Raw genomic sequence first — 17,098 nt, forward strand, 5'->3', positions numbered from 1 at the left:
GCCACGTAGAGCGATTGGCGAGCCTTTGAGCGACTCATCTCTCTTGTGCACGTGTTGTTGTCACGCTCGGTGATTCTAGCGACACGTTTCGTGGTATCGCAGTGAAAACGGCAAACTACTCAGTTCGTAGGTGCATCCCCGGTCATCGACGGACCTACTTACGCAGGTCGAAGGGATGATTTGCGACTCAGTTTGCCGATTCGAGAAGTTGTATTGATCGCCAGCGGAGGATGACGCGCTGGTACATGGCGAACGCCAGTTCTTCCTCGCCTTTTTCCAGACCTGTCAGCGCCGCCGCGAGCTCCGCCACGGATTCGTCGGACTGGAGCGTCTCGTCGTCCATGAGGTTGACGATGCCGCCGTAGTCGAGCTCGACCAGCGAATGCGGGTGGAACTCCTCCAGCCAGCGCGCCACGTCCTCGACCTCGGCGGTGACCGAGACCTCGCCCACCTGCCTCCTGATGATCTGCAGGGCGCGGGCACTGCGGCGCCTGGCGTGGGCCATGGACGTGACGTAGATCAGGTTGCGCGTGGTGGTCGTGCCCCCCTTGCCCTCGCCGCCGTCGATGACCAGCCAGCGCTCGTTGCCGTCGAAGGGGACGAACCACGAGGTCGGAACGTGCCAGGTGGAGCCGCGGATGTGCGTGCGCAGCGCGGCGGAGTCGGTGCGGCGCTTGAACCGGTCGAAGTCGTCGGCCGTCTGTTCCGCGACGGCGGGTGGCACGAAACGCTCCATCAACTTGGGCGGGGTCGCCCCGCGAAAGCGTGAGAAGGCGAGCCAGGACCTCAACCTGCTCTGCCACGGGCAGACGTACAGGACCTCCTCCACGCGCCTCAGATAGGCGTTGGGGCTCTCCTGGGCGGGTGCCGGAGCCGGTGGCACCCCCAGAAGGCGTCGCATCGCCTCGCCGTGTTCGGCGTGGAGGGCGCTCGCTCGGCGCGGTCGGTCGGCCGCCTCGGCATAGGCGGCCCACGAGACGCGCTCCGCCGGGGCGAACGCGACCAGCGGTTCGTAGACGCGGAGGTACGCGGCGTAGGGCAGCACGACCGCATCGTGTCACGAAGGACCGGCCGTTGTCCGTAGCGGACCGGCTTCCGCGGTGGCCGTCTCGGCCATTGAGATGGGACGTTCGCGCACGTCGTGCCTTTACGGACATGTGGTTACGCTGAGGGTGATCTCCGCCGCGACGGTGCGGCGGTAACGAACGACTGGGAGTCACCACAGTGACCGACGTCTTCGGGCTGTCCCACAAGGACACGGGCCCGGTAACCGGCGGCCAGGCGAGGCACGAGCAGGTCGTCTTCTGCTCCGACGAGCGCAGCGGCCTCCACGCGATCATCGCCATCCACAACACCGCCCTGGGCCCCGGCCTGGGCGGTACCAGGTTCTATCCCTACGAGAGCGAGCAGGCCGCGCTGGCCGACGTGCTCAACCTCTCGCGGGCGATGGCCTACAAGAACGCCCTGGCGGGGCTCGACCTCGGTGGCGGCAAGGCCGTCATCATCGGCGACCCGGCGACGGACAAGAGCGAGGCGCTGCTGCGCGCCTACGGCCGGTTCGTCCAGTCGCTCGGGGGCCGCTACTACACGGCGTGCGACGTGGGCACCTACAGCGAGGACATGGACATCGTGGCCCGCGAGTGCTCCTACGTGACCGGCCGCACGCTGGCCAACGGCGGGGCCGGCGACTCGTCGATCCTGACCGCCCTCGGCGTGTTCCAGGGCATGCGCGCCGCCGCCGAGCACACGTACGGGACGCCGACTCTGCGCGGCAGGCGCGTCGGCGTCGAGGGTGTGGGCAAGGTCGGCCACCGCCTGGTCGGTCACCTGATCGAGGACGGCGCGGAGGTCGTGGTCTGCGACGTGAGCGAGCGGGCCGTGGAACGGCTGCGGCGGATCCACCCCCAGGTCGAGGTCGTCGCCGACCGGCTGGAGCTCACCGCCGCCGACGTCGACGTCTACGCGCCGTGCGCCCTCGGCGGGGCGCTGGACGACGAGACGGTGGCCCGCCTGCGCGCCGCGATCGTCTGCGGCGGGGCCAACAACCAGCTGGCCCACCCGGGCGTGGAGAAGCAGCTCGCCGACCGCGGGATCCTCTACGCGCCCGACTACGTGGTCAATTCCGGCGGCGTCATCCAGGTCGCGGACGAGATCAGGGGATTCAACATGGAGCGGGCCCAGGCAAAGGCCACCCAGATCTACGACACGACTCTCAAGATCTTCTCTAGTGCGGCGGAGGATGGCGTCCCTCCGGCCGTCGCAGCCGATAGGCTGGCTGAGCGCAGAATGTCGGAAGTCGGGCGAATTAGGGGCATTTGGCTGGGCCACTAGCCCCACACGCCCATACGACGTACCGAGCCGGGCGTAAAACGGGTACGGTTGTAGGCGAACGAGAGCTGACGCCTAAGTCAGGTGGCGTCAGTGCGTGGTGCGTTAGCGACGAGGGGTCGGGCACGACCCCACACGAGGGGGTCGAGCCAATGGGGCGCGGCCGAGCAAAGGCCAAGCAGGTCAAGGTTGCTCGCCAGCTGAAGTACAACAGCGGTGGCACTGATCTTGAGCGTCTGCGCGACGAGCTCGGAGTCAGAGACGACTCCAACCACAATGACGACTCCAACGACGCCTACGACGAGCTGGCGGATCGGTATGCCGATTACGCCGATGACTTCGGCTCCGGAGATGACCGCGACGACGGGACATCCGGCCGCCGCTAGGCGGATTTCAGGTTGACGGTGAGCAGGACACCCGGTGGTGAGCACAAGCCACCGGGTGTTCTTCTCGCTACGAGTCGACGATATGCGGCGCTCCGGTGGTCCGGAGCGCTTTTCGCCGTACCCGCCGGGGATCCGGCGCGTCCCCTCCCGGTTCTTCGGACCGGCCGGCCCTTCGGACAGGTGACAAGATCCTCAGCCCGGTGACAGGATCCGGCGCATCCTCCCGGCCGGTGTCACCGGCCGGGAGGGATACGGGAGCCGCGGGGTCGCCTTCGCCGGGAAGGCGGGCTGATCAGCGGAAACGCGCCTGGCCCGAGCCCTCGACGATCTCGCCGAGCACCCAGGCGGGGAGATTCCGCTCCCCGAGCAGCGCCAGGGCCGGTTCCACGGCCTCGGCGGGCACGACCGCGGCCATGCCCACACCCAGGTTGAACGTCCGGTCCATGTCGGCCTGAGCCACCCCGCCGTGCCCCGCGAGCACCTCGAAGACGGCGGGCGGGGTCCACGACGAGCGGTCGAGCAGCGCGTCCAGGCCGGGAGGCAGAGAGCGGGACAGGTTGCCCGCCAGGCCGCCGCCCGTGATGTGGGCGTACGCGTGGACGTCGACCGCGCGGGCCAGCTCCAGGCAGTCGAGGGAGTAGATCCTGGTCGGCTCCAGCAGCTCCTCGCCCAGCGTCCGCCCCAGCTCGGGCAGCTCGGCCTCCAGGGACAGCCCGGCCCGGTCGATGATGTGCCTGACCAGCGAGTAACCGTTGGAGTGCACGCCCGAGGAGGCCAGCGCGAGGACCACGTCGCCCGCGCGGACCCTGTCGCGGCCGAGCATCCTGTCGGCCTCCACCACCCCGGTGGCGGCACCCGCGAGGTCGTACTCGCCGGCCTCCATGGCCCCGGGGTGCTCGGCGGTCTCCCCGCCGACGAGAGCGCAGCCCGCCAGGCGGCAGCCCTCGGCGACACCGCCCACGATCTCGGCGATCCGCTCGGGGACCACCTTGCCGCAGGCGATGTAGTCGGTCATGAACAGCGGTTCGGCGCCGCAGACGACCAGGTCGTCGACGACCATGCCGACCAGGTCGATCCCGATCGTGTCGTGCTTGCCGAGCCGCTGGGCCAGCATGACCTTGGTGCCCACGCCGTCGGTCGACGTGGTGAGCAGCGGCCGCCGGTACGACAGCAGGGCCGAGGCGTCGAAGAGGCCGGCGAAACCGCTGGCGTCGTCCACGACCTCGGGCCTGCGCGCCCGCGCGACCTTCGACTTCATCAGCTCGACGGCGCGCTCGCCCGCGTCGATGTCCACTCCGGCGGCCGCGTAGCTGGTCATGAAGCCTCTCTCTGCGCGCCCGGCCCGCTCAACGCTTGGCCTCCAGCACGTACTTGCCCACGTTGTCCTGGTCGATCGGGATCGGGTACTCGCCGTCGAAGCAGGCACGGCAGAGCCGGTCGGCGGGGATCGTGGTGGCCGCGGTCAGGCCCTCCAGCGAGATGTATCCGAGCGAGTCGGCGCCGAGCGAGGCGCGGATCTCCTCCACGCTCAGCGAACCGGCGATCAGCTCGGCCCGGGTGGCGAAGTCGATGCCGTAGAAGCACGGCCAGCTGACCGGCGGGGAGGAGATCCGGACGTGCACCTCCGTGGCGCCCGCCTCGCGCAGCATCTTGACGATCGCCCGCTGCGTGTTGCCCCGCACGATCGAGTCGTCCACGACCACCAGGCGCTTGCCCGCGACGACCTCTTTCAGCGGGTTGAGCTTCAGCCGGATGCCCAGCTGGCGAATCGTCTGGGACGGCTGGATGAAGGTCCGGCCCACGTAGGAATTCTTGACCAGACCTTGACCGTAGGGGATCCCGCTCTCCTCGGCGTAGCCGACGGCGGCGGGGGTGCCCGACTCGGGGGTCGGGATGACCAGGTCGGCCTCGACCGGGTGCTCGCGGGCCAGCACGCGGCCGACCTCGACGCGCGTGGTCTGCACGCCGCGCCCGGCGATCGTGGTGTCCGGGCGGGCCAGGTAGACGTACTCGAACAGGCAGCCCTTGGGCTCGGCGAGCGCGAACCTGCGCGAGCGCACGCCGCGCTCGTCGATGGTGATCAGCTCCCCGGGCTCGATCTCGCGGACGAACGTGGCGCCCACGATGTCCAGCGCCGCGGTCTCCGAGGCGACCACCCAGCCGCGCTCCAGGCGCCCCAGGACCAGCGGGCGCACGCCCTGCGGGTCACGGGCCGCATAAAGGGTCTTCTCGTCCATGAAGACGAGCGAGTACGCGCCCCTGACCTGCGGAAGCAGCTCGGCCGCCGCGTCGTCGATGGACTGGCTGCGGTCCTGGGCCAGCAGCGTCGTCAGCACCTCGGTGTCGGTGGTCGCCCTGGTGGACCCGGGAGCCAGGCGCCTGGCCAGCTCCGGGGTGTTGATCAGGTTGCCGTTGTGGGCGAGCGCGAGCCCGCCGGACTCCGTGGAGCTCAGCGTCGGCTGCGCGTTCTCCCAGACGCTGGACCCGGTGGTCGAGTAGCGGCAGTGGCCGATCGCCAGGTGGCCGCGGAGGGTCCCGAGCACGGACTCGTCGAAGACCTGGGCCACCAGGCCCATGTCCTTGTAGACGAGGATCCTGCTGCCCTCGCTGACCGCGATGCCCGCGGACTCCTGGCCGCGGTGCTGCAACGCGTACAGCCCGTAGTAGGTGAGTTTGGAGACTTCCTCCCCAGGGGCCCACACCCCGAAGACGCCACATGCGTCCTTCGGAGGCCGGTCGTGAGGATCAAGGTCATGGCTCAGATGGCCGTCGCCCTTCAGCACATGCTTCATTCTAGGTCGGCTTCTTCCCTGCTCGCACCCAGGGTCCGTTCCGCGGCATGTAGCACCCTGACCGAACGATCATCGGTGTTTTGCCGTGTCAGCCTGTTTCGCCGGTGGCTGACAGGGGAGTGTGAGATATCCGGCATGCCCGAGCGTCGGGAGAAGAGACGTGACAACACCTGTGGACCCGAACCAGCCCGACCCGCGGCGAGTGCCGAGGGACAGGCGCCCAGAGCAGGAGGGACAGGAAGGGTCCGGCTCGGAGGAGCCACAGGACACCTCCGAGGAGGCGGCCGTCCCCGGCGAGCAGGAGCCCGCCGTCCCGGAGACGACCGCCTGGCCCGTCCCTCCCTCGAACGAGCCGCCCACGTGGCGGCAACCTCCCGCCCCGGCGGGCGAGTCCGCCGGGTGGGCCGATCCCTCCGGTTCCGCCGAGCATCCCGGCGGCGCCGGTTCCGCCGGGCCTTCCGGCAGGACCGAGCCGACCGCCGGGCCTTCCGGCAGGACCGAGCCGACCGGGTGGACGGAGATCCCCGGCCGGGCCGAGCCGCAGGGCCGGGAGCCCGGCGAGAGCTCCGTGTGGGGGTCGGGGACGCCGGCGCCCCCGACCCCGGAGCCGTGGGAGGAGCCTGATCCCGAGGCGCCCGTGCCCGATCCCGGCGAGGCCCCGACCTGGCCGCCGTCCGCGATTCCCGCCGAGCCGCGGATTCCGCCGCATCCGGACACGCCGTCCGCGCCCGAGGTGCCGCCGCCGGACCAGGCGGGCGGTCCGTACGCCGCGCCGGGGTACCTGGGGCAGTCCGGGACTCCCGGACCCTCCTGGGCCTCGGAAGCCTCCGGGTCTTCGGGGTACGAGGCGCCGGAGTCCGGGGGACGGGCCCGGGAATCGACGGGCGACCCGTCCGAGGGAGCGCGGGAGGGCGCGCCCGGGGGCACCCGTGAGGGGACATCCGAGGGGATTCGTGAGGGGGCGGCGCCCGAGGGGCAGCCCTACACGGTGCCGGGGACCACGCCGTCCGCCTACCCCGGCTGGGAGGGCGCCTCGGAGACCTCCGGCGAGTCCGACCGCCCCGGGAGGACGGACCACCCCGGGACATCGGCCGCCCCCACCCCGCCCTCGCGCTACGAGCAACCGGAGTCCTCCGGGGAACCGGCGGCTCCGCAGCGGCCCGCCGAGCCCGTCGAGCCCGCCGGTGGCTTCCATGCGGACCGGCCGCCCGTTCCCGGCGCCCCGGGAGCGCCCCAGCCGGGCCAACCACAGCAAACGGGCCGGCAGGGCTACGGGGAGCAGCCGACGTACGGGGAGGCGCAGCAGGCAGGGCAGCCCTACGGCGGTCCCGGCGCGCAGCCGTCACCCGCGGCCGGTCCCTCCCAGCCGCTCCAGGGCGGCACGCCGTACCCGGCCCCGCCGGGCGCGCCCGGCTATCCGTACGCCACGCCCTACCCGGCGTACCCGGACGAGGGCCGCAAGTCCGGCGGCGGGCTGGGCACCGCCGCGCTCGTGCTCGGGATCGTCGCGATCGTGTCGCTCGTCATCTGCGGCCTCGGCGTGCTGGTGGCGATCGTCGGCCTGATCGTCGGCATCGTCGCGCTCGTCAAGAAGTCCAGGCCGGGCCGGGCGTGGGTGGGGATCGCGCTGAGCCTTCTCACCCTGGTGATCGCCGCGGTGTTCATGAGCTGGCTCTACAGCAAGGTCGGAGACTGCGTCAACCTGCCGCCGGAGCTGCAGCGGCGCTGCATCGAGGACAGGTTCGGCGTCCAGGTGCCGGCCACCCCGTAACGGCGGACGGAGCTCACGGCCCGCCTGGGGTGGCTGTCAAAGAGGTCTGGGGCGGCTATCGGAGAGGAAGGTGGCCGGACAGGTCGGCGCGGGCCCCGCTCGCCGCGATCTTTCCGGCGGCCATCGCCTCGGACCAGGTCAGAGCGCCGGTGGCGAGTGCCAGCCAGGTGCGCGCGTCGGTCTCCACCACGTTGGGCGGGGTGCCCCGGGTGTGGCGGGGACCCTCGACGCACTGCACCGCCGCGTAGGGCGGGACCCGGACCTCGACGGTCCTGCCCGGCGCGGCCGTCGCCAGCTCGTCCAGCAGGTGCCGTACGGCGAAGCGGGTGATCTCCCGTTCCGGGCGGATCTCCCGCTCGAAGGCTCGCGTCACCACGCTCACGCAGGCGCCCAGCAGCGCCGCGAGCCCTCCGGGTCCGTCGTAGGGCGGCTCGTCGAGAGCGCTCAGCTGGGTGTCGAGGGCGGCGCGGACCTTGGCCGCGTCGGGTTTGTGAGGTGGCACGTGATCCATGATGCCCGCCGGAGCCGCGTCCCGGGACAGTGCCCCGGAACAGTGCCCTGAGACGGCGCCCTAGGACGACGCCCCGGGCGGCTCGTTCCGGCGAACGGTTCATCGTCCCGGTCAACGTCGTTCACCTCGGGTTCGGCCGGCCCGCGTAGCCTCCGGGCCGGAAGACCTCGCCCCTTTTTGGAGGACCCTGTGGCGAACATGTCGCCGCGCCGACTGCTCCCCCTGCTCACGAGCCCGCACAAGGGTGGACGCAGCGCGCTCACCTGCCGGTTTCGCTGCGGTGACCAGTGCGCCCACGATGTGACGAACACCAGCGACAACAGCTACTTCGGCGACGTGGTCGCCGAGGCGATGACCCGGCGCGGCATGCTGCGGGCCGGCGCCCTGGGCGCCATCGTCGCCGGAGTCGGGATCGGTACGGCGCTCCCCGCCCTCGCCGACCCGGACGTGGACGCGAACACCTTCGGCGGGGGCCACGGTCACGGGAACGGCCACGGCCAGAAGAGCGGCCTCCGCTTCACCGCCATCGCGCCGAACACCGACGACAAGGTGACGGTCCCCTCGGGCTACCTGTCGGCGGCCGTGGTGCGCTGGGGCGACCCGGTGCTGCCCGGCGCCCCCGCGTTCGACTTCGAGAACCAGACGGCCGCCGCGCAGGCCAAGCAGTTCGGCTACAACTGCGACTACGTCACCTTCTTCCCGCTGGGGCAGCACCGGAGCCTGCTCTGGGTCAACCACGAGTACACCGACGAGAACCTGATGTTCCGCGGTTACACGGACGGCACCTCCGCGACGGAGGAGCAGATCAGGATCGCGCTGGCCGCGCACGGCGGCTCGGTGGTCGAGATCGAGCGGGTGGGCGGGTCCGGCCAGTGGAAGCTGGTCACCCGGGGCTCCCGCCGCTACAACCGCCGCATCACGGTTCACACCCCCATGAAGTTCACCGGCCCGGCGGCCGGCAGCGACCTGCTGAAGACCGCCGCCGACCCCAGGGGCACCACGCCGATCGGCATGCTGAACAACTGCGCGGGCGGCACCACGCCGTGGGGCACGGTGCTCAGCGGCGAGGAGAACTTCAACCAGTACTTCGTCAACGGCAACGGCGTGCCCGAGGCGCAGAAGCCGTACCTCACCCGGTACGCGGTGAACACCACCACGGGCATCCCGAGCGGCAACCGCCGGTTCGACAGGGTCGAGGAGCGTTTCGACCTGGCCAAGCACCCGAACGAGGTCAACCGCACCGGCTGGATCGTGGAGATCGACCCGTTCGACCCCGACTCCACCCCGATCAAGCGCACCGCCCTGGGCAGGCTGGCCCACGAGGGCGCCACCACCTCCCTGGCCGCCGACGGCCGGGTGGTGGCCTACATGGGCGACGACTCCCGGTCCGAGTACGTCTACAAGTTCGTCTCCCGGGAGCGCTACATCCGGGGCTTCGACCGGCACAACCGGACCCTGCTGGACGACGGCACGCTGTACGTGGCGAAGTTCACCGGCGACAGCCCGGCCACCGAGATCGACGGCACCGGCAAGCTCCCCGCCGACGGGCAGTTCGACGGCTCGGGCCAGTGGATCCCGCTGGTCACCGGCAAGGTCTCGCACGTTCCCGGGATGACGGCCGCGGAGGTGCTCGTCTACACCCGTACGGCGGCCGACAAGGTCGGCGCGACCAAGATGGACCGTCCCGAGGACGTGGAGCGCAACCCCGTCACCGGCGCCGTCTACGTGGCCCTGACCAACAACAGCAACCGGACCCCGGCCCAGGTGGACGAGGCCAACCCGCGTCCGGCCAACAAGCACGGCCACGTCCTGGAGATCGTCGAGCGGCGCAACGACGCCGGGGCCACGACCTTCGCCTGGTCCCTGATCCTGGTCTGCGGCGACCCGAACGACCCGGCGACCTACTTCGCCGGGTTCGACAAGACGAAGGTCTCGGCGATCTCCTGCCCGGACAACCTCGCCTTCGACGCCGAGGGCAACCTCTGGATCTCCACCGACGGCAGCCAGCTCGGCGCCCACGACGGCCTGTTCGCCATGCCGGTCCGCGGTCCCGAGCGCGGTCACCTGAAGCAGTTCCTGAGCGTGCCGGTCGGCGCGGAGACCTGCGGCCCGCTGGTCAGCGCGGACCAGCGCAGCGTCTTCGTGGCCGTGCAGCACCCCGGTGAGACCACCGGCGCCACCGCCGAGGCCCCCACCAGCCACTGGCCCGACGGCGGCTCCTCCCAGCCCCGCCCGTCCGTCGTGGTCGCCTGGCACGCGAAGGGCGGCAAGATCGGTTCCTGATCCGGCCGCCGGCTCGCACCCGCGTCCGCTCGCGGTTCGCGTCCCGGCACCGGCCGGGCTCCGTCCGGACACCGGCCCGCGCCCGCTCGGGGGGACGTGGGCCGGGTCCCGGTCCGGCCGCCGGCTCGCACCGCTTCCGGCACCGGCCCGCGCCCCGCCCAGGGAACGCGGGCCGGTGCCCTCCCGCGTGCCGGGGCGTCAGCCCACCGGCACGGCGGGACGTTCCTCGGCGGCCACCGGCGGGCCGGCGGTCCGGGAGGCCCGCAGTGACAGCAGGCTCACCGGCACGCCCACCAGCACGATGGCCGCGGCGACGACCAGTGTGTACCGGTAGGCGTCCAGGAAGGCGGTCAGCTGCCCGGCGCCCTCCGCCAGGAGCGAGGACTGCCGCGCGCCGAGGATCGCGCCCAGGACCGTGATGCCGAGCAGGCCGAAGACCTCGCGCGAGACGTTCAGCACGCCCGAGGCGACCCCCGTCCTGCCCGCCGGGAGCGCGCCGAGGATCGCCGTGGTGAGCGGCACCAGCATGCCGCCGCCCACCCCGTAGACCAGGAACCACGGCAGCAGGTCGCCGAACGACGCGCCCTCCCCGACGAACGAGATCCCGAACACCGACACGGCCATCAGCAGGAGCCCGGCCGCCACGGTCCGCGCGGTGCCCAGGGCCCGGTCCAGCCTCGGGGCGAGGGTGGCGGTGACGGCCATCACCAGCGCCATCGGCACGAACGCCGCCCCGGCCTCGATCGGCGAGAAGCCCAGCGCGTTCTGCAGGTACAGCGCGGTGAAGAAGTAGATGCCGAACACCCCGAAGGACCACAGGCCCATCGACAGCGTGCCCCCGCTGAACACCCGCGACCGGAACAGCGACAGGTCGATCATCGGCTCCCGGCTCCGGCGCTCGATCGTGACGAAGGCGAGTGCCGACACGGCCGCGATCCCGAAGGCGCCGAGGATCTCCGGGGAGGTCCATCCGGCCCCCGCGCCCTCGATGAGCGCGTACGTCAGCGCGAAGAGCGTCAGGCTCGACGTCACCAGACCGGGGATGTCGAGGCCGCGCCGTACCGTCTCCCGCGGGGTCGTCCTGATCGCCCACAGTCCGAGGCCGAGTGTCACGATCCCGATCGGCACGTTGATCAGGTAGATCCAGCCCCAGTGCCAGCGCTCGCTGATCAGCCCGCCGGTCAGCGGGCCGAGGGCGAGGGCGAGCGCGCCGACCGCGCTCCACAGGCCGACCGCCGTCGCGCGTTCCCTGCTGTCAGGGAAGATCGAGGTCAGCAGGGCCAGCGCCGTGGGGGTGAGGAACGCCGCCCCCACGCCCTGCACCGCCCGGGTGGCGATCAGCGCGCCGCCGTCGGTGGCCGTCCCGGCCGCGAACGAGGCCGCGGTGAACACGACGAGGCCGATCAGGAAGACGCGCCGCCGCCCGAAGACGTCGGCCAGGCGCCCGCCGACGAGCATCAGCCCGGCGAACACCAGGATGTAGCCGCTCACGATCCATTCCAGCCCGGAGATGCTCAGCCCGAGGTCGCGCTGGATCGTGGGCAGCGCCACATTCACCACGTTGTTGTCGAGATATGTCATGAAAGTGGCGAGTGAGATCGCTCCCAGCGCCCACCACCTGCGGGTGTCCGTCATTCCCTGTCCTCTACGTTGTACTTATACGACGTACATGTACGGTGCACAGTGGAACCCGTACGGCGTATAGTTGTCAAGCGTGATGGGGAAACTGACCCGCGAGGCGGTCGTCGAGCAGGCGCTGGAGATCGGCGACGCCGAAGGGCTGGCGGCGGTGACCATCCGGAGGCTCGCCCAGGAGCTGGGCGTCACCCCGATGGCGCTCTACTGGCACTTCAAGAACAAGGAACAGCTGACCGCCGGCATGGCGGGCCACCTGATCGAGGGTTTCGTGATCGAGGGGGGCTACGCGGGCCCGTGGCAGGAAGGGCTCCGCGAGCTCGTCGCGGGCCTGGTCAGGGTGCTGCGGCGCCACCCGTGCGCGGCGGACGTGCTGGGCGCGGTGGACCACATAGAGGTGCCCGCCTACCTGGCGGTCTGGGACACGGCCCTCGGTCTCGCCAAGCGCGGCGGGTTCTCCGGCGACGAGAGCTGCATGATCTCCCAGTACCTGCTCAGCGGCGCGATCGCGCTGGCGGCGGGTCCGAGGAAGCCCTGCCCACCCGGGCTCCCCGAGCAGGAGGCGGCCGAGCGGATGCGTCTCAAGCGGCTCAGGCTCCAGTCGCTGCCGCCGGACGTCTACCCGCACATCGTGGAGATGGCCGTGCCCCTCTCCGAGGGCGGTGCCCCCGACCTCTACGACACCTTCGGCGTCGACCTCCTCATGGCCGGCATCGAGGCGCTGTCCGCCCGTTCAGGAGGGGGCTGACCCCGCGCGGCCGGAGCGGCGGGGCCGGGCGAGGGCGGCGGTCAGGGCGCCTGTGAGCGCGACGGCGAACAGGACGGCGTAGGTCCGCTGGAAGCCGGTCATCAGATGCTCGACGGCGACGGGGGAGACGCGCGACAGCGTGCCCGCGTACACCTGCCCGCGCAGCTCGGCGCTGACCGAGCCGGTCAGGACGCTGAGCGTGAGCGCGACGCTCAGCACGATCCCGACGTTCATGATCATGAGCCGGAAGCCGTTCACCACGCCCAGGCTCCCGGGGGGCAGGGCGGACATGACCTGGGTCGTGTTGCCGGTCAGGAAGGTGCCGCTGCCGCAGCCGCACAGGAACAGGCCCACCGCGATGATCCAGTACGGCGTGACGGGGTCGGTGTTCAGGAGCAGGACGCCCAGGCCGGCCGTGCTCATCAGGGCGCCGCCCACCGACAGCGCGTACGGCCTGACGCGGCGGCCGAGGGCGCCGGCGACGGGGGAGGCGAGGGCCATCCCGATCGGGACGGGGAGCACGCCCAGGGCCGCGGTGACGGCGTCGACGCCCATGGCAGCCTGGAAGTAGAGGGCGACCAGCAGGATCAGCGCGGAGCGCGCCAGCGCGTTGCAGAAGGAGGCGAGGTTGGCGAAGGCCAGCATGCGCTCGCCGAACAGCCGCAGGTCGAGCACGGGATGCGAGGCCCGGCGCTCCACCACGACCAGTACCGGCACCAGCACCGCCGCGATCGCCGCGCCGACGATCACCACGGGGCTCGACAGGCCGCGCGAGCCCGCCTCGGACAGCGCGATCAGGGCGGCGGAGAGGGCGGCGAACACGATCAGGTTGCCGAGCGCGTCCACCGGCCGGCGCTCTCCCCGCGGGACGCGGCGCAGCGTGAACGCGCCCCAGGTGAGGGCGATCAACCCGGCGGGCACGTTCATCCAGAAGATCCACTGCCAGCCGGCGGTCTCGGCGACGAGGCCGCCCAGGGTGGGGCCGGCGAGCTGGGCGACCGAGAGGGTGCCGATGTAGACGCCCATGCCCTGGCTGAGCCGGTCGGGAGGGAAGGCGTCGGTGATGATCACGGTTCCGTTGGCGAGGATCATCGCGGCACCGACCGCCTGCACCGCGCGCATCGCGATCAGGAACCAGATGCCCGGCGAGAGCCCGGCCAGCAACGACCCGGCGGTGAACAGGACGAACCCCGCCAGGTAGATCTCCCGGCGGCCGAGCAGGTCGGCCACCCGGCCGAAGAACACCAGCGTCGCGGTGTTGACGAGCAGGAAGGCGAGCAGGACCCATCCCGCGGAGAACGCGTCCGCGTGGAAGTGCCTGACCACGGTGGGAAGCGCCACGTTCAGGGTGCTGCCGGAGATGCCGATCATGACCAGGCCGAGGCTGGTGACCGAGCAGACCCGCCACGCGTAGCGGAGTTTCGAGAGGTATTCAGGAGATCCGGGCAGGTCTTGGGGGATTGCGACCATGGCTCCCAGTCTGACGTACGTTGTACGTCGGCCGTGATCCGGTCTCACCCCGAAGCGCGTCCCGGCCTCCGCGTGCCGAGGGCGTGCCCTTCCTCTCCGGGGCGGGCACGCCCCTCCGCTGATCCGCACGGCCGGTCGTGCGGCCCTTCTCGGTACGGCGTGCCCTCAGCGGGCCCGTTTGCGCAGGCCCTCCATGTCATGGATGATCACGCGGCGCCGGCCCGTCTCGATCAGCCCGCGGTCGCGCAGGGAGCGCAGCGCCTTGCTGACCGCCTCGCGGGAGGCCCCGGTCCAGCCGGCCAGCTCGTCCTGGGAGAGGGGCAGCGCCACCCGCACCCCGCCGTTGTCCGGCTCGCCGTACCGCTCGGCCAGCTCGACCAGCCGGGTGGCCACGCGGCCGGTGGTGTCGAACGCGCCGTACTCGATGCGCTTGCGGTCGGAGTCGCGCATCTTGCCGGTCACCATCTGCATCAGCAGTACGGCGACTCTCCCATGGGCCTGCAGGTACGAGGAGAAGTCGCGGACCGTGATCCCTTCCACGGGTTCGAGGGCGGTGACCGTGGCGGACCTGGGCAGCCCGTCGATCGCCGCGAACTCGCCGAGCAGCGCCCCGGGCCCGCGCACCGCGAGGACCACCTCACTGCCGACCGCGGTGTGCGAGGACACCTTGACGCGGCCGGAGGTCAGGATGAGCACCCAGTCGCTCACGTCGCCCTCGGTGCATATCGTCGCGCCCCTGTCCCAGCGCCGGGGCCGCCCGGCGGCGTACAGGGCCTTTACCTCGTCCTCTGTGAGCAATGTGATGAATTCGCCCGGTTCGGGGGAAGAAGTCATAACCACCTCCTGGCGATCTCGATTGTGTTCGGGTGGCTCTCGCGGCGAAAGGTACTTTTACGAGAGTCCAGACAGCACGTAGGCATGGACAGGTTGTTCCCTACCCTTGAGGTTGAGCCAGCCCAGGGACTGGGTCTTGGCCTGGGGGCCGATCAGGTCGAGGGTGGTCTGGCCGATCACGACGCTGCCGGGCTCCGCGATCCCCTCGAGCCGGGCGGCCACGTTGACGCAGTCGCCCATCGCGTTGAACCCGCGCAACTCGGGGCTGCCGATGTTTCCGACGAGTGCCTCACCGGTGTTGACGCCGATCCTGAACCGAGGATATCCAGGCATTCCCGCCGCGATCTCCTCGGCCGCCTCCTGCATCGCCAGCCCCGCCCGCACCGCGGCGAGGGCGTGGTCCTCCTGCCGGGCGGGGGCGTTGAACAGCGCGAGCAGCGCGTCGCCCACGAACTGCACGATCGTGCCGCCGTTACCGAGCACGATGGGCACGGCCGCGGTGTGGTAGCGGTTCAGCATCTCGACGATCTCACCGGGCGCCACGCGCTCGGAGAAGCTCGTGAAGCCCTTCAGGTCGGCGAAGAGCGCGGTCAGCTCCACCAGCTCGCCACCGAGCGCCGCCGTCTGCGGGTCGGCGAGCAGCGACTGGGCCACGTCCGGCGACATGTACTGCCGGAAGAGGGTCTCCAGCTCGCTGTAGAGCCGGGCGTTCTCCAGGGAGATGGACATCTGGCCGGCCAGCGTGGCGGCGAGCGCCTCGTCCTGCGGGGTCCTGCCGATCGGCACCTCCAGCGCCCCGGCCAGCCTGCCCTTCACCGTCAGCGGGTGCAGGACCTTCCCCTCCAGCCGGATCGGCCTGTCCTCGGGGAAGTCCCGCTGGCCGTACTCCTTGGAGTTCACGGTGACCCGGCCGTTGTCGACCAGCTTGATCCGGACGTCCCCGTACGCCTGCCGCACGCGGTCGAGGCCCTGGGCCAGCATCTCCTTCTCCGGCAGGCCCACGCGGGCCTGCCTGCCGATGTCGGCCAGCGCCGCGAGCCGGTCGCTCAGCTCCCGCTCGTTGGCCAGCGCCTCGCCCGCCCGGTCGAGCACCGCCACCTGCGCGTCGGTGAGCCCGAACTTGCCCGCCAGCCTGTTCGCGATCGGGACCCTGCTCTCCTCCCTGCGCCGCAGGTGGCCGACGAGCTCCTCCAGGGCGGCCTCGTAGTCGGCCCTGATCCTGCTGACCGTCGCCGACAGCGCCACCGAGTCGAACAGCCCCGCGCTCGTGCCCTCCCGCCGGAACTGCAGGTAGGCGCTGTAGGCGACGAAGACGAACGCCGTGGTCAGCAGCGCGTGCCACAGCCACCACGACAGGTGCCAGTTGCGGTGGGACAACCCCGCGATCAGCGCCTCGGCGAGCAGCGCGTACGCGGTGACCAGGCTGATCAGCACGACCGCCGGGCGCCTGCGGTGCAGCTGGAACATCATCGCCGCCGCCACCGCGAACAGGGCCACCCCGACCCACTCCACCCCGCCCAGGCCGATGTTCTCGGGAGGCGGACCGCTGAGCGGTGTCAGGCGCGGCACCAGGCAGGCCACCCCCCACAGGGTGATCAGGAGGGCGAGACCGCCGCGCAGCCACATCTGGTTCCTCAGCACGGCCGCGGCCGCCCGCTCGCCCAGCGGCAGTGCCGACGCGAACGCGAACATCGAGGCCACGAGAAGACCGACCGGGTGAGAGAGGTCGAAGCCGTAGCTTATTTTGTCCAGGATGACCGTCGGGGTGGTCAGCCCGTGCACCAGGAACGATCCCGCGCCGCTCAGGAAGACCAGCGAGACCAGCAGCAGCCGGGCGTCCGCCCGCCGGGCCGACGCCTCGCCGACCATGAGGCCCAGGACCAGGTTGATTCCGGCGATGGTGATGATCAACCAGAAGTGGCTGGGGTTGTCATGGAGGACGATGTTCAGGTCGGGCTCGGCGAGCAGCAGCCAGAGGCCGAGCATCGGCAGCGCCAGATGCAGCGCCCACACCACGGTGCGGATCGGCTGGGTCGCCGGTGGTAGGTACGGTTCCCGTCGGGCCCGGTCTTCCGTGACCGCGTCTGTCGGGTTGATGGTCGGCACGGTGGCCTCCGCGTCTGGAGAACCCTGCGGGTTCCCTGTCTTGTTCGTCCACGCCCAGCGGGCGGGTTCCCCCGAACGGTCCGATTATCCCGTACGGGGCCGGTGTCGGCAGGCGAGTTAATCGCCGGGCTTTCGACACCGAAGTGTGATGTTTCAGGTGGCAACCGTTGGAACGGTCGAAACGTGTACTACCTGTACCTCTCCCATCACACCATGCTCTGGTGTCGCAGAAAG

13 protein-coding genes are annotated in these 17,098 nt (G+C 71.0%); 5 read left to right on the forward strand and 8 right to left on the reverse strand.

The features are described from left to right. Positions 1 to 187: 187 nt before the first annotated feature. A complete protein-coding gene (locus tag AB0G15_RS25680) occupies positions 188 to 1,045 on the reverse strand; it encodes a hypothetical protein (protein ID WP_362844417.1) in 858 nt (285 codons plus the stop codon). Between the two features lie 179 nt (positions 1,046 to 1,224). On the opposite strand from AB0G15_RS25680, the gene AB0G15_RS25685 reads away from it, so the two are divergent. Both AB0G15_RS25685 and AB0G15_RS25690 read left to right on the forward strand, forming a co-directional pair. Then, positions 1,225 to 2,331 carry a Glu/Leu/Phe/Val dehydrogenase dimerization domain-containing protein gene (locus AB0G15_RS25685; protein ID WP_362844419.1) on the forward strand — a complete coding sequence of 369 codons (1,107 nt, stop codon included), beginning with the start codon at positions 1,225 to 1,227 and terminating at the stop codon, positions 2,329 to 2,331. 149 nt (positions 2,332 to 2,480) lie between these two features. Continuing rightward, complete coding sequence (locus tag AB0G15_RS25690; protein ID WP_344747622.1) at positions 2,481 to 2,714, forward strand: DUF3073 domain-containing protein; 234 nt, start codon at positions 2,481 to 2,483, stop codon at positions 2,712 to 2,714. Between the two features lie 292 nt (positions 2,715 to 3,006). On the opposite strand, the gene purM is transcribed toward AB0G15_RS25690, so the two are convergent. Both purM and purF read right to left on the reverse strand, forming a co-directional pair. Continuing rightward, complete coding sequence (purM, locus tag AB0G15_RS25695) at positions 3,007 to 4,032, reverse strand: phosphoribosylformylglycinamidine cyclo-ligase (protein WP_362844422.1); 1,026 nt, start codon at positions 4,030 to 4,032, stop codon at positions 3,007 to 3,009. Positions 4,033 to 4,060: 28 nt separating this feature from the next. Continuing rightward, positions 4,061 to 5,506, reverse strand: coding sequence for an amidophosphoribosyltransferase (gene purF / locus AB0G15_RS25700; RefSeq protein ID WP_362844424.1), 1,446 nt, complete (start codon positions 5,504 to 5,506; stop codon positions 4,061 to 4,063). Positions 5,507 to 5,666: 160 nt separating this feature from the next. Here purF and AB0G15_RS25705 point away from each other — a divergent pair, with 160 nt between their 5' ends. Next, positions 5,667 to 7,277, forward strand: a complete 1,611-nt coding sequence (locus tag AB0G15_RS25705) for a hypothetical protein (RefSeq protein WP_362844427.1) — start codon at positions 5,667 to 5,669, stop codon at positions 7,275 to 7,277. Positions 7,278 to 7,332: 55 nt separating this feature from the next. Here the strand turns inward: AB0G15_RS25705 and AB0G15_RS25710 are convergent, their stop codons facing one another. Then, positions 7,333 to 7,788, reverse strand: coding sequence for a sterol carrier family protein (locus tag AB0G15_RS25710; RefSeq protein WP_362844430.1), 456 nt, complete (start codon positions 7,786 to 7,788; stop codon positions 7,333 to 7,335). 198 nt (positions 7,789 to 7,986) lie between these two features. Between AB0G15_RS25710 and AB0G15_RS25715 the strand changes: the two genes are divergently transcribed. Next, positions 7,987 to 10,071, forward strand: coding sequence for a PhoX family phosphatase (locus AB0G15_RS25715; protein ID WP_362844520.1), 2,085 nt, complete (start codon positions 7,987 to 7,989; stop codon positions 10,069 to 10,071). 198 nt (positions 10,072 to 10,269) lie between these two features. Here the strand turns inward: AB0G15_RS25715 and AB0G15_RS25720 are convergent, their stop codons facing one another. After that, on the reverse strand, positions 10,270 to 11,706 hold the full coding sequence (locus AB0G15_RS25720; protein WP_362844433.1) for an MFS transporter: 1,437 nt from the start codon (positions 11,704 to 11,706) through the stop codon (positions 10,270 to 10,272). A gap of 82 nt (positions 11,707 to 11,788) precedes the next feature. Between AB0G15_RS25720 and AB0G15_RS25725 the strand changes: the two genes are divergently transcribed. Next, positions 11,789 to 12,454: a TetR family transcriptional regulator gene (locus tag AB0G15_RS25725; RefSeq protein ID WP_362844522.1), complete on the forward strand. Its 666-nt coding sequence runs from the start codon at positions 11,789 to 11,791 to the stop codon at positions 12,452 to 12,454. Here the strand turns inward: AB0G15_RS25725 and AB0G15_RS25730 are convergent. The 3 genes from AB0G15_RS25730 to AB0G15_RS25740 all read right to left on the reverse strand — a co-directional run bounded on the left by AB0G15_RS25730 (position 12,440) and on the right by AB0G15_RS25740 (position 16,864). Beyond that, entirely contained in the window at positions 12,440 to 13,924 is a 1,485-nt protein-coding gene (locus tag AB0G15_RS25730) for an MFS transporter (protein WP_362844436.1), read from the reverse strand. The two genes, AB0G15_RS25725 and AB0G15_RS25730, sit on opposite strands and share 15 nt — an antisense overlap. A gap of 165 nt (positions 13,925 to 14,089) precedes the next feature. Then, entirely contained in the window at positions 14,090 to 14,758 is a 669-nt protein-coding gene (locus tag AB0G15_RS25735; protein WP_362844439.1) for a Crp/Fnr family transcriptional regulator, read from the reverse strand. Between the two features lie 57 nt (positions 14,759 to 14,815). Beyond that, entirely contained in the window at positions 14,816 to 16,864 is a 2,049-nt protein-coding gene (locus AB0G15_RS25740; RefSeq protein ID WP_362844442.1) for an adenylate/guanylate cyclase domain-containing protein, read from the reverse strand. Positions 16,865 to 17,098 lie beyond the last annotated feature (234 nt).

Source organism: Streptosporangium sp. NPDC023825 (genome assembly GCF_040639575.1).
Classification (GTDB): domain Bacteria; phylum Actinomycetota; class Actinomycetes; order Streptosporangiales; family Streptosporangiaceae; genus Streptosporangium.